Genomic DNA, 12608 nt, shown 5'->3' with positions numbered 1-12608 from the left:
GAAGCGGCACGGACACCTGGCCCTGCTCCCGTGACCCCGGACCCTGCCCCTGTGACCCCGGACCCTGCTCCAGCGGCCCCTGTCCCTGCTCGTGAGCCTGCGCCGCACGCCGTCGCCTGCGCCGTCCGGTCGGTGCGGTACCCGAGCCTTCGGGACCGGCGACGGCCCCTTCGTCGTCCTCGCCCGCCGCGCCCGCGACCTCGCTCTCCAGGAACGCGTCGACGGACGCCCGCCGAGCCCGCCGCCGCCCGCCACCGGGGACAGGCTCCTGAACGGCCAGGGCGTTGCCCACACCCGCGGCACCCTCGACTTCGGCAACCTGTGCCTGCACCCGTGCGGGGGCCAGTCCTCGGGCGGCCGGTCCCGGAGCCTGGGCCTCGACGGCCCCCGCCCCACCACCGATCGGCACCTCCAGCACGTACGCGTTGCCGCTCATGCCCGGCACCTCGTGCGTCTGCAGCACGCCACCGTGCGCCCGCACGATTCCCCGCACGATCGGCTCGTGGACCGGGTCTCCCCCGGTGTACGGACCGCGCACCTCGATGCGTACGACCTCGCCGCGCTGCGCCGCCGCGACCACGACGGTGTTGTCCAGGTAACCGCCCGTCGCCGACACCGGCGAGTTGCCGGTGGCGTCGACACCCGCGACGTCCGCGACGAGGTGCGCGAGCGCGATGGCCAGCAGCCGGACGTCGACCTCGGCCTCGATGGGCGGCGCGTGCACGGCGAACTGCACCCGTCCCGGCCCGATCAGTTCCACGGCCCCGTCGACGCCGGCGGCGACGACGGCGTCGAGCATCACTTTCGAACGGGAGACGCTCTCGTTGCCGACGTCGAGGCGCTGATAGCCGAGGACGTTGTCGATGAGGGTGGTGATGCGCGAGTAACCGGCCGAGAGGTGGTGCAGCACCTGGTTGGCCTCGGGCCACAGCTGCCCGGCGTCGTCCGCGGCCAGTGCGGCGAGCTCCTGCCGCAGTTCGTCCAGGGGACCGCGCAGGGAGCCGCCGAGGAGGGTGAGCAGCTGCTCGTGCCGGGCGGCGATCGCCTCGTAGCGGTCCTTCTCCCGCTCACCGAGCGCGGCGTAGCGGTCGGCGTCCGCGGCGACCTCCTCCGCGTGCTTCTCCCGCAGCTCCTCCAGCTCACTCACGTGCTGCTGACGCAGCGCGGTCAGCTCGGAGGCGTGCTCCTCGGCGAGCCGCTCCAGTTCCTCGGCGTGCCGCTTCTCCGCGTCCTCGTGCTCCTTGACGAGCGCGTCGTAGGGGCGCCGGTCGGTGAAGGTCATCACGGCACCGACGAGCTGGTCGCCGTCGCGGACGGGCGCGGTCGTCAGGTCGACCGGCAGCTGGTCGCCGCTCTTGGCGAACACCACCTGCCCGCGCACCCGGTGCTTGCGACCCGAGCGCAGGGTGTCGGCGAGCGGGGACTCGTCGTACGGGAAGGGCGAGCCGTCGGCCCGCGAGTGCAGGACGAGGGTGTGCAGCTCGCGGCCGCCGAGGTCGCTGGCCCGGTAACCCAGTATCTGGGCGGCGGCCGGGTTGACGAGGACGATCCGTCCGTCGGTGTCGGTCCCGACGACGCCCTCCGAGGCGGCCCGCAGGATCATCTCGGTCTGCCGCTGTGAACGGGCCAGCTCGGCCTCGGTGTCGACGGTGCCGGAGAGGTCGCGGACGACGAGCATCAGCAGTTCGTCGCCGGAGTAGCCGTAGTTGTCGTAGGCCTGCTGGCCGGTCTCCAGGTTGGCGCTGGTGACCTCGACCGGGAACTCGGTCCCGTCGGTGCGCCGGGCGACCATCCGCGTGGGCTTCGTACGCGCCCGCGGATCGATGTGGTCCGGCCGCCGCATGGACCCGGGGATCAGCCGCGAGTCGAACTGCGGCAGCAGGTCCAGCAGCCCGCGCCCGACCAGCGCGGTGCCCGGGGTCTCGAAGGCCTCCAGCGCGATGCTGTTGGCGTTGACGACGGTGCCGTTGGCGTTGACCAGTACCAACGCGTCCGGCAGAGCGTCCAGTATGGCTGCGAGGCGAGCAGTGCCTCGGGATGGCCTGCTGCTCACGAGACGCTTCCCTCCTGTTACCGCACTTGCCGACCGCCTGGGCCATCCTGCCAATCGGCCCACAGCGTGTCACGCGAGGGAGTCTAAGGGTTGGGGCCGGGCGGGCGGCGTGGGATGGCAGGGAGGACGCACGAGGAAGTGACGCGGAACGTGTGACCGAATGCCCGCGCACCACCCTCCCGGAGCGCTACCGGACTGTCTTCCGGCGCTGCCCCGACCGCCTTCCCGATGCCGTACCGGAGCGTCTACGACCGTCCCCGCGCCCGCGACCCCACCTCGGGCAGCAGCGGCACCATGCGGTCCCAACGGGAGATCTCGCAACCGTCGCGACGGTCGTACGTCACGTCGACGGGGCGTCCGGCCCAGGTCCCGGTGACGTGCGCGGTGGCGGGACCGCCGTACTGCATGGTGCAGACGCTGCCCTCCGGGACGGGGGCGAAGGCGCCCTCCCCCCACCGCGTGTCGCGCTCGGCGACGGCACAGGCGCCGTCCGGGTCGGGGTGGTCGCCGCCGCGGGGGTGGCAGTACAGCTCGTACGTGCCGTCCGCGCCCGCGCCGGCGTCCCGGACGGTGACCGTCAGGTGATCAACGCTCGGTGCCTCGGTACCGGCGGCGGCCGGGTGCGCGGCGGACAGGGAAGCGAGAGAGGCGACGGACAGGGCGGCGGCGCCGAGGAGACGGGCGGCGGCGGGGAGGCGGGTGACCTGGACCATGACCTGACTAACGCGCCGACCTGCCGGACGTTGCGCGACCGGGCCGTAAGGCTTTGCCCTGCGGCCTGCCCGCCTAGTACCGTAGGGGTCGATTGGTGACAGCGCGCTCAACTGTGTCATCATCGGCACGCGCCACTCGCGCTCGCACGCGAGATGGTGATGTTGTCTGGAGGCGTCGCCTAGTCCGGTCTATGGCGCCGCACTGCTAATGCGGTTTGGGTCTTAAAGCCCATCGAGGGTTCAAATCCCTCCGCCTCCGCACGGATCATCGAAGCCCCGGCCCACTCGGCCGGGGCTTCGGTGTTGTCCGGGCGCGTCCGGCCTCGAAAGCCTGTTTTCGCAGGTCACAAGCAGTGTGGCCAATGGATTTCACATGGCGGCGGCAGTCATGTAATGTTCTTCCTGTCGCCGCGAGCGGGCCGAAAGGGCCGGAAGCGGCGGTAAAACTGAACAAGACAAGCACTCGTAGCTTAACGGATAGAGCATCTGACTACGGATCAGAAGGTTGCAGGTTCGAATCCTGCCGAGTGCACACAGAGCAGAGGCCCCGTCGAGATGATCGACGGGGCCTCTGGTGTTCCGGCACCGGGGTGATCGCCGTTCGCGACTGTGTCTAGGGTGTGCCCATGTTGCGAGGACGCTTCTTCATATCAAACCGGATATCCATCCGGCCGAGCCTCGACGGAGGACGCCGGTGAACAAGCCGCTGAGGGCCGTGGCGATCTTCTGCGGGCTGCTGGTGCTCGGCCTGCTGATCCGCGCGAACTGGCTGCAGTACGTCCGGGCCCCGGAGCTCGCCTCCGACACGAAGAACCGGCGGGTGCAGATCGAGCAGTTCGCCACCGCGCGCGGGGACATCATCGTCGGTGGCCGGGCGATCACCGGCTCCACCGAGACCGAGGGAACCGACCTCAAGTTCAAGCGCACCTACGTCGACGGGCCGATGTACGCGCCGGTGACGGGGTACGCGTCGCAGGCCCAGGGCATGACGCTGCTGGAGAAGACCTACGACTCCATCCTGACCGGCAAGGACGACCGGCTGGCCTTCCAGCGGTTCGCCGACGTCGTCAGCGGCGAGGGCCGGCGGGCCGGGTCGGTGGTCACCACCATCGACCCGAAGGCGCAGAAGGCCGCCTGGAAGGGGCTGACCGACCTCAAGGGCGCGCGGGGCGCCGTGGTCGCGCTCGATCCGGCGACGGGGAAGGTGCTGGCCATGGTGTCGGCGCCCTCCTACGACCCGTCGGTGTTCGCGGGCAGCACCTTCAAGGAGTCCGACCGCTTCGTGGCGCTCGACAAGAAGAAGAACAAGCCGCTGGCCAACCGCGCGCTGCGGGAGACCTACCCGCCGGGCTCCACCTTCAAGATCCTCACCGCGGCCGCCGCGCTGGAGCACGGGGTCGTCACGGATGTCGACGCCCGTACCGACGCCGTCTCCCCGTATCCCCTGCCGCAGTCCAGCAACAAGATCGGCAGCGAGGCCGGCGACGCGGTCTGCAACAAGGCCTCGATGAAGACCGCGATGCAGTACTCGTGCAACAACGTCTTCCTGGACGCCGCCTCCGAGCTGGGCCAGGACAAGCTGCGCGAGACGGCCGAGAAGTTCGGATTCAACGAGAACGTCTACTCCGACGACTTCGGCGACCTGCTCGCCACGAAGAGCCTCTACCCGGAGAACCTCGACGCGCCGGGCACCGCGCTCACCGGTATGGGACAGGGCAGCCTCACCAGTACGCCCATGCAGATGGCCATGGTCACCGCCGGGCTGGCCAACGACGGCAAGGTGATGCAGCCGTACATCGTCGACGAGGTCAAGGGCCCGGACCTCGCCACGCTGGAGAAGACCGAGCCCGCGGTGATGAGCGAGGCGGTCTCCGCCGAGACCGCGCAGAAGGTCCAGCAGATGATGGAGTTCACCGCCAAGGAGGGCAGCGCCCGCCGCGCCCAGATCGAGGGCATCACGGTCGGCGGCAAGACCGGTACCGCGCAGCGCGGTGTCAACGTGGACGACAAGGTGCCGTACGGCTGGTTCGTCTCCTACGGCAAGAAGGACGACGGGTCGTCCGTCGCCGTGGCCGTCTTCATCGACCCGACCGACATGGACATCTCCCGTGAGGACATCTCCGGTGGCGGTCTGGGTGCGCCCATCGCCAAGAGCGTCATGGAGGCGGTCCTGCGGCAGTGACGCCGGAGGCGGTGGCGGTCAGGCTCCCGCGGCGTCGTACGCCTCGCGGGCCCGCTCGACCGCCGCCATCCGCCGCTCCGTCCACAGCGCCAGGTCCCTGACCTGCTCGGCGGCCTCGCGGCCGAGGCCGGTCAGGGAGTAGTCGACGCGGGGCGGGATCACCGGCCTGGCGTCCCGGTGGACCAGGCCGTCGCGCTCCAGGGTGCGCAGGGTCTGGGCCAGCATCTTCTCGCTGACCCTGCCGATCTCACGGCGCAGCTCGCTGAAGCGGTACGGGCGCTCCAGCAGCGCGATCAGGGCCAGGGTGCCCCAGCGGCTGGTGATGTGCTCCAGGACCAGCCGCTCGGGGCACATCGGCTCACTCTCTGCCATGTCCATACGGTACTTCCGCCGTTGTCAGTGGCTGCCTCTAGTCTCGACGGCGATGGCACAGGCATGGAAGTGCGCGGGGCTTCGCTGGACGGGCGAAGGTCCCGTGCTGACGTGGGCCGGGGGCCGCGGCAGTGCGCTGACCCGGGGGAAGCGGGTGGCCTTCGCCGTCGCCGAGGGGGGTGTGCGGACATGTGTGGGAGCGCGGGGGCACGCGTGTCCGGTGCGGGCCGGTGTGACGGGGCGGAGTACGGGGGCGCGGTGCGAGGAGTGTGCGCGCCTGGACCGGGCGCACTCCGTGGCCGCCGACACGATCGCGGACGATCCGCGGCCGTACCGCGTCTATCTGGCGTGGTTCGGGCCGGGGCTCGTCAAGGTGGGGATCACCGCGTACGAGCGGGGATCCGCCCGGTTGCTGGAGCAGGGGGCCGTCTGCTTCAGCTGGCTGGGCCGCGGGCCTCTGATGTCCGCGCGCCGGACCGAGGAGCTGCTGCGGGCCGCGCTGGGCGTGCCCGACCGGATTCCGTACGCCCACAAGCGGGAGGTGCGGGCCGGGTTGCCGGGGACGGCGGCGGAGCGGGCGGCCGAGATCGCGGAGTTGCACGCGCGGGCGGTGGCGCTCGGCGGCTGGCCGGAGTCGCTGACGCCGGAGCCGTTCCGGGGCGTGGACCACGCGGGCGTCTTCGGGATCGAGGGGGACGGCCGTGGGCCGGCCGCCGTGGGGGAGGTGACCGAGCTGGTGGCGGGTGGGGCGATCGGTGGCGCGCTGGTGGCGGCCGCCGGGCCGGATCTGCAGCTGGCGACGGAGCGCGGGGTCGTCGTGCTGGACACGCGGCTGATGACGGGGTGGGAGCTGGTGTCCGCCGAGGGCGAGCCGTGCGCCGTGCCCGTGCGAGAGCTCAGACGAGCGGCCGGAGTACAGGACGGGCTGTTCTGACCTCGCCCCAGCTCCCCCTTGTCCGCGGGCGCGCGGGACGCGATCGTTGGCCCATGAGTGATCAAGAGGCCGGACAGGTCCGCCGGTTCTGGGAGGAGCTGGGGCTGCCCGGACTGGTCGACGTGCACACGCACTTCATGCCCGAGCGGGTGCTGCGCAAGGTCTGGGACTACTTCGACGCCCTCGGCCCGCTGACCGGCGGAGTGGAGTGGCCGATCACCTATCGGCAGGAGGAGGGCGAACGCGCGGCGCTACTGGGGAGGTTCGGGGTGCGCGCCTTCACCGCCATGCTGTATCCGCACAAGGCGGGCATGGCCCGGTGGCTGAACGGCTGGGCGGTGGACTTCGCCGGCCGGACCCCCGACTGCCTGCACACCTCCACCCTCTTCCCGGAGCCGGGCGTCGAGACGTACGTCCGCGAGGCCGTCGAGGCGGGGGCGCGGGTCTTCAAGGCGCATGTGCAGGTGGGGGCGTACGACCCGGCCGACGAGCTGCTCGACGCGGCCTGGGGCGTGCTCGCCGAGGCGGGCGTGCCGGTCGTCATCCACTGCGGGTCCGGGCCCGCGCCCGGCAAGCACACCGGGCCCGAGCCCATCGCGCGGGTGCTGGCGCGGCATCCCCGGCTGCGGCTGGTCGTCGCGCACCTGGGGATGCCCGAGTACGAGGACTTCCTGGACCTCGCCGAGCGGTACGGCGAGGTCCGGCTGGACACGACGATGGCGTTCACCGACTTCAGCGAGCGTCTCGCCCCCTTCCCCCGACGGGCACTGCCCCGGCTGGCCGGCCTCGGCGACCGCATCCTGCTCGGGTCGGACTTCCCCAACATCCCGTACCCCTACCTGCACCAGCTGCGCGCGCTGGAGCGGCTGGAACTGGGCGACGCGTGGCTGCGCGGCGTGTGCCACGACAACGCGGCCCGGCTGTTCGGGCTGCCGGGGCACTGAAGGACCTGACGAGGGGTACCTGAGACGCCCCTGTGGGTTTCTCAGAGAAATCACAGCTTGGGGAAAGGGCGCTCTCAGAGCGCCCCGACATCGTGTCCGGTATGACCACGACCTCGCCCCAGGGGCGCACCGAACTGCTGAGGCCGGACGGGAGCCCCGTCCGAGTGCTCGTGGTGGACGACGAGCTGTCCATCACCGAGCTGCTGTCCATGGCCCTGCGCTACGAGGGCTGGCAGATCCGCAGTGCCGGCGACGGACACGGTGCCGTCCAGGCCGCGCGCGAGTTCCGGCCGGACGCCGTTGTGCTGGACATGATGCTGCCCGACATGGACGGGCTGAGCGTGCTGGGGCGGCTGCGCCGCGACCTGCCGGACGTGCCGGTGCTCTTCCTGACCGCCAAGGACGCGGTCGAGGACCGGATCGCCGGGCTGACCGCCGGCGGGGACGACTACGTCACCAAGCCGTTCAGCCTGGAGGAGGTCGTCGCCCGGCTCCGCGGGCTGATCCGGCGCACCGGTGCCGCCGACCGGCGCTCCGAGTCCGTACTCGTCGTCGGTGACCTCACCCTCGACGAGGACAGCCACGAGGTCACCCGGGGCGGAGACGGCATCCACCTCACCGCCACCGAGTTCGAGCTGCTGCGGTTCCTGATGCGCAATCCGCGGCGGGTGCTGAGCAAGGCGCAGATCCTGGACCGCGTGTGGTCGTACGACTTCGGCGGCCAGGCCAACGTCGTCGAGCTGTACATCTCCTACCTGCGCCGGAAGATCGACGCCGGTCGCGAGCCGATGATCCACACCCGGCGCGGCGCCGGGTACCTGATCAAGCCCGCGGCGTGAGCGGACGGCGACGCCCGCGGCCGCGGACCCTGCGGACGCGGCTCGTCGTCGCGTCGGTGGCCCTGATCGCGGTGGTGTGCGCGGTGATCGGGACGGTGACCACGGTGGCGTTGCGGTCGCATCTTTACGAGCAGTTGGACGGGCAGGTGCGCGAGGTAGCCGGACGGGTGTCCGGGTTCGGGCCGCCCGGTGACCCCGAGCCCGGCGGCGACGGCCCGCAGCGGATCGACCTGGAGGAGTTCGTCACCCGCGGACCGCAGCCGCGCGGCACGGTCGTCGCCGAGGTGCGGGACGGTGTCGTCGTCGACGCCAAGTACGGCCGCAAAGACGACGACAGCACCAACTTCAGCGGCACGTCGCCGGTCGCCCTGACCGAGGCGGAACGCGCCGCGCTGGCCTCCGTCCCCCGGGACGGGGGCACGCACACCGTCGAGATCGGCGATCTCGGCGCCTACCGTGTGGAGTACAGGGTCGGCTACTACGCCGCCGTACCCACCGCCGAGGTCACCAGCACCATCAACACCCTGATCCTCGTAGAGGCCAGCGTCACCGCCGCCGGTCTCATCGCCGCGTCCCTCGCCGGTACCGTCATCGTCGGCGTAGCCACCCGCCCCCTGCGCAGGGTCGCCGCCACCGCCACCCGCGTCTCCGAACTCCCCCTGCACGCGGGCGAGGTGTACCTCGACGAACGGGTTCCGGAGTCCGAGTGCGACCCGCACTCCGAGGTCGGCCGGGTCGGTGCCGCGCTCAACCGGATGCTGAACCACGTGCACGGTGCGCTGCACGTACGGCAGGCGAGCGAGACGCGGGTCCGGCAGTTCGTCGCGGACGCCAGCCATGAGCTGCGTACGCCTCTCGCCTCCATCCGGGGGTACGCCGAACTCACCCGCAGGGGGCGGGAACAGGTCGGTCCCGACACCCGGCACGCGCTGGGCCGCATCGAGTCCGAGGCCGGGCGCATGACCCTGCTGGTGGAGGACCTGCTGCTGCTCGCCCGCCTGGACGCCGGACGGCCGTTGCGGTTCGAGCAGACCGACCTCGTACCGCTCGTCGTGGACACCGTCAGTGACGCCCGCGCGGCCGGGCTCGACCACACCTGGCGGCTCGACCTGCCCGACGAACCGGCACTGGTGTCGGCGGACACCGCCCGGCTCCAGCAGGTGCTGGTCAACCTGCTGGGCAACGCCCGCAACCACACCCCGCCCGGTACGACCGTCACCGCCCGCGTGCGGACCGGCGGGGCGTGGCTCTGCGTCGACGTCGAGGACAACGGGCAGGGCATTCCGGCCGAGTTGCTGCCGCGCGTCTTCGAACGGTTCGCGCGCGGCGACTCCGCGCGGTCCCGGGCGACCGGCTCGACGGGGCTGGGACTCGCCATCGTGCAGGCCGTGGCGTCCGCGCACGGCGGTGCCGTGACGGTCGGCAGCGTGCCGGGGCGGACGGTCTTCACCGTCCACCTCCCGGCGCTCCCGGCCGGCGAAACGCAGGGGCCGCCGCAGTCACAGGCACGGCACAGCGTCACCACACGGGCACGACAGGGGACTTGAGGAGAGTCGGTTCCATGCGAACCGACTCTTCTCCCGGCTCCCTGCCGGCGCGGGAGCATCTCCCGGCCGCAGGAGCCGGTACACCTGTCCTGGACGTAGTGATCCCCGTCTACAACGAGGAGAAGGACCTCCGGCCGTGCGTCCTGAGACTGCACGATCACCTGACTCGGACGTTCCCGTACGCCTTCCGCGTCACGGTCGCCGACAACGCGTCCACGGACGCCACCCCGCACGTCGCGGCGCGGCTGGCGGCGGAGCTCGCCGAGGTCACGACCTTCCGGCTGGAGCAGAAGGGGCGCGGCCGGGCCCTGCGGACCGTCTGGTCGGCCTCCGACGCCCCGGTCCTCGCCTACATGGACGTCGACCTGTCCACCGACCTGAACGCGCTGCTGCCGCTGGTGGCCCCGCTGATATCCGGTCACTCGGACCTCGCGATCGGCTCCCGGCTCGCCCGCAGCTCACGGGTGGTGCGCGGCGCCAAGCGGGAGTTCATCTCCCGCTCCTACAACCTCATCCTGCGCGGCTCCCTACAGGCCCGCTTCTCCGACGCCCAGTGCGGCTTCAAGGCGATCCGCCGGGACGTGGCCCAGGTGCTGCTGCCGCTGGTGGAGGACACCGGCTGGTTCTTCGACACCGAGATGCTGGTGCTCGCCGAACGCGCCGGGTGCCGGATCCACGAGGTGCCGGTCGACTGGGTCGACGACCCGGACTCCACCGTGCACATCGTGAGGACGGCGACCGAGGACCTCAAGGGCGTGTGGCGGGTCGGCAAGGCCCTGGCCACCGGATCGCTGCCGCTGGACCGGCTGGCGCGGCCCTTCGGTGACGACCCGCGCGACCGCGACCTGACGGACGTACCGCAGGGGCTGGCCCGCCAACTCGTCGGCTTCTGCGTCGTCGGCGTCCTGTCCACTCTCTTCTACCTGCTGCTCTACAGCGGCTTCCGCCACTTCGGCGGCTCGCAGTCCGCCAACGCGCTCGCCCTGCTGGTCTCGGCGGTCGCCAACACCGCCGCCAACCGGCGGCTGACCTTCGGAGTGCGGGGCCGGGGCGGCGCCGTCCGGCACCAGGCGCAGGGGCTGGTCGTCCTCGGTATCGGTCTCGCCCTGACCTCCGGTTCGCTCGCCGCCCTGAACGCGGCGACGGCCGACCCGGACCACTCCACCGAGCTGGCGGTACTGATCGCCGCCAACCTCGCGGCCACCGTGCTGCGCTTCCTGCTCTTCCGCGCCTGGGTGTTCCCGGACGCGCCGCCCGCCGTGGACGCGCCGCTGATCGCGGACCCGCCGGACGGGCGGCTTCCGGAGCCGTACCGCACCTGGAGCGACGCCACCGTGCGCCTGCAGCCGGTGCCCCCCGCCGACACCGACCCGAGGGACGGACGATGACGACGCACCACGACCGGACGACCCGCGCGGCGGACGCGCAACCCCCGGACGGCCAGGACGGGGCGCCGCCCGCCCCCGTGGCCGCCCCGGCTCCCGCTACCGCGCCGCCGCCACGCGAGCCGCGGCGGCCGCGCCTCCGCAGACTGTGGCGGGGCCGCTCCGAGGACCCCCGCTGGGTCCGCCCGGCCCTCCTCGGCCTGCTGCTGGCCACCGCCCTGCTCTACCTGTACGACCTGAGCGCCTCGGGCTACGCCAACTCCTTCTACTCGGCCGCCGTGCAGGCGGGCAGCCAGTCCTGGAAGGCGTTCTTCTTCGGGTCGCTCGACGCCGCGAACGCCATCACCGTCGACAAGCCCCCGGCCGCGCTGTGGCCGATGGCGCTGGCGGTGCGGATCTTCGGGCTGAGCTCGTGGTCGATCCTGGTCCCCGAGGTGCTGATGGGCGTCGCGACGGTCGCCGTCGTGTACGCGGCGGTGCGCCGCCGGTTCAGTCCCGCGGCCGGGCTGATCGCCGGTGCCGTGCTGGCGCTGACGCCCGTCGCGGCGCTGATGTTCCGGTTCAACAACCCGGACGCGCTGCTGGCGCTGCTGATGTCCGTCGCCTGCTACCTCGTCGTCCGCGCGCTGGAGGACGGCCGGACCAGGTGGCTGGTGTGGGCCGGCGTCGCGATCGGCTTCGCGTTCCTCGCGAAGACCCTCCAGGCCTTTCTGATCCTGCCCGCGCTCGCCCTCGTCTACGGCGTCTGCGCGCCGGTGCGGCTGAGGAAGCGGCTGGGGCAGCTGGCCCTGTCGACCGTCGCGATCGTCGTCTCCGGGGGCTGGTGGGTCGCGGTCGTCGAGCTCTGGCCGGCCTCGTCGCGCCCGTACGTCGGTGGCTCGCAGAACAACAGCTTCCTGGAGCTGACCCTCGGCTACAACGGCCTCGGCCGGCTCAACGGCGAGGAGACCGGCAGCGTCGGCGGCGGTGGCGGCGGTACCGGCGGCGCCGGCGGCGGGCAGTGGGGCGAGACCGGCTGGGACCGGATGCTCAACTCCGAGATCGGCGGCCAGATCTCCTGGCTGCTCCCGGCCGCCCTCGTCCTGCTCGCCGCGGGCCTGATCGCCACGCGGCGCGGCGGCCGTACCGACCCGGCTCGCGCGTCCTTCCTGGTCTGGGGCGGTTCGCTGCTGACGACCACGGCCGTCTTCAGCTACATGGCGGGCATCTTCCACCAGTACTACACGGTGGCCCTCGCGCCCTACCTGGCGGCCGTGGTCGGCATGGGCGCGGCGGCGATGTGGGAGCGGCGCGCGCGGGGCTGGGCGTCCCTCACCCTCGCCGCGGCCGTCACGGCGACCGCGGCCTGGGGATACGTCCTGCTCAACCGCACGCCCGACTACCTGCCCTGGCTGAAGTGGCTGGTCCTCGTCGGCGGTCTGGTCGCCGCGCTCGGGCTGGTCTTCGTCGGACGGCTGGGGCGGCGGCTCGCTCCGGCGGTGGCGGGGCTGGGCGTCGTGGTGTCGCTGGCGGCACCCACCGCGTACACGCTGAGTACCGTGCAGGAGGGGCACAGCGGGTCCATCGTCACGGCCGGCCCGGCAGGCGCGAGCATGATGGGCGGTCCGGGCGGTGGCGGCGGCCGGGGCGGGGGGCCCGG

10 protein-coding genes and 2 tRNA genes are annotated in these 12608 nt (G+C 72.2%); 9 read left to right on the top strand and 3 right to left on the bottom strand.

Annotated elements, in window-relative coordinates; all coding sequences use genetic code 11:
• Both EBH09_RS17435 and EBH09_RS17430 read right to left on the bottom strand, forming a co-directional pair.
• The coding region (locus tag EBH09_RS17435) for a PAS domain-containing protein (protein WP_238697348.1) at positions 1–2053 on the bottom strand (2053 nt) is incomplete at its 3' end.
• Between the two features lie 245 nt (positions 2054–2298).
• On the bottom strand, positions 2299–2766 hold the full coding sequence (locus tag EBH09_RS17430; protein WP_121747919.1) for an SSI family serine proteinase inhibitor: 468 nt from the start codon (positions 2764–2766) through the stop codon (positions 2299–2301).
• 168 nt (positions 2767–2934) lie between these two features.
• Here EBH09_RS17430 and EBH09_RS17425 point away from each other — a divergent pair.
• From EBH09_RS17425 to EBH09_RS17415, 3 genes are all read left to right on the top strand, one after another.
• Positions 2935–3025, top strand: a tRNA-Ser gene (locus EBH09_RS17425).
• Between the two features lie 200 nt (positions 3026–3225).
• Positions 3226–3298, top strand: a tRNA-Arg gene (locus tag EBH09_RS17420).
• Positions 3299–3460: 162 nt separating this feature from the next.
• Positions 3461–4948 (top strand): penicillin-binding protein 2, encoded by a 1488-nt coding sequence (locus tag EBH09_RS17415; RefSeq protein ID WP_121747918.1) that lies wholly within the window; start codon positions 3461–3463, stop codon positions 4946–4948.
• An 18-nt stretch (positions 4949–4966) separates the two neighbouring features.
• Here the strand turns inward: EBH09_RS17415 and EBH09_RS17410 are convergent, their stop codons facing one another.
• Entirely contained in the window at positions 4967–5326 is a 360-nt protein-coding gene (locus tag EBH09_RS17410) for a helix-turn-helix domain-containing protein (protein WP_121747917.1), read from the bottom strand.
• A 46-nt stretch (positions 5327–5372) separates the two neighbouring features.
• Between EBH09_RS17410 and EBH09_RS17405 the strand changes: the two genes are divergently transcribed.
• From EBH09_RS17405 to EBH09_RS17380, 6 genes are all read left to right on the top strand, one after another.
• On the top strand, positions 5373–6254 hold the full coding sequence (locus EBH09_RS17405) for a DUF2797 domain-containing protein (RefSeq protein WP_121747916.1): 882 nt from the start codon (positions 5373–5375) through the stop codon (positions 6252–6254).
• Between the two features lie 53 nt (positions 6255–6307).
• The gene (locus tag EBH09_RS17400) at positions 6308–7198 is read left to right on the top strand and encodes an amidohydrolase family protein (RefSeq protein ID WP_121747915.1); all 891 of its coding nucleotides are present in this window, start codon (positions 6308–6310) and stop codon (positions 7196–7198) included.
• A gap of 101 nt (positions 7199–7299) precedes the next feature.
• On the top strand, positions 7300–8037 hold the full coding sequence (locus EBH09_RS17395; protein WP_193776373.1) for a response regulator transcription factor: 738 nt from the start codon (positions 7300–7302) through the stop codon (positions 8035–8037).
• Positions 8034–9584 carry a HAMP domain-containing sensor histidine kinase gene (locus EBH09_RS17390; protein ID WP_121747913.1) on the top strand — a complete coding sequence of 517 codons (1551 nt, stop codon included), beginning with the start codon at positions 8034–8036 and terminating at the stop codon, positions 9582–9584. The genes EBH09_RS17395 and EBH09_RS17390 overlap by 4 nt, the downstream gene beginning before the upstream one ends.
• A 14-nt stretch (positions 9585–9598) precedes the next feature.
• Entirely contained in the window at positions 9599–10972 is a 1374-nt protein-coding gene (locus EBH09_RS17385) for a bifunctional glycosyltransferase family 2/GtrA family protein (protein ID WP_121747912.1), read from the top strand.
• Positions 10969–12608: glycosyltransferase family 39 protein (locus EBH09_RS17380; protein ID WP_121747988.1), on the top strand; the 1640-nt coding region annotated here is incomplete at its 3' end. The genes EBH09_RS17385 and EBH09_RS17380, both read left to right, overlap by 4 nt.

The organism is Streptomyces sp. E2N166, from assembly GCF_003671715.1.
Classification (GTDB): domain Bacteria; phylum Actinomycetota; class Actinomycetes; order Streptomycetales; family Streptomycetaceae; genus Streptomyces; species Streptomyces thinghirensis.
This window is presented reverse-complemented; position numbering and strand designations above follow the sequence as displayed.

Bases quoted from the DNA above. Each gene is read 5' to 3' on its own strand.
- EBH09_RS17430 (WP_121747919.1), bottom strand. From the start codon at position 2,766: ATGGTCCAGGTCACCCGCCTCCCCGCCGCCGCCCGTCTCCTCGGCGCC.
- EBH09_RS17400 (WP_121747915.1), top strand. From the start codon at position 6,308: ATGAGTGATCAAGAGGCCGGACAGGTCCGCCGGTTCTGGGAGGAGCTG.
- EBH09_RS17385 (WP_121747912.1), top strand. From the start codon at position 9,599: ATGCGAACCGACTCTTCTCCCGGCTCCCTGCCGGCGCGGGAGCATCTC.
- EBH09_RS17405 (WP_121747916.1), top strand. From the start codon at position 5,373: ATGGCACAGGCATGGAAGTGCGCGGGGCTTCGCTGGACGGGCGAAGGT.
- EBH09_RS17410 (WP_121747917.1), bottom strand. From the start codon at position 5,326: ATGGACATGGCAGAGAGTGAGCCGATGTGCCCCGAGCGGCTGGTCCTG.
- EBH09_RS17395 (WP_193776373.1), top strand. From the start codon at position 7,300: ATGACCACGACCTCGCCCCAGGGGCGCACCGAACTGCTGAGGCCGGAC.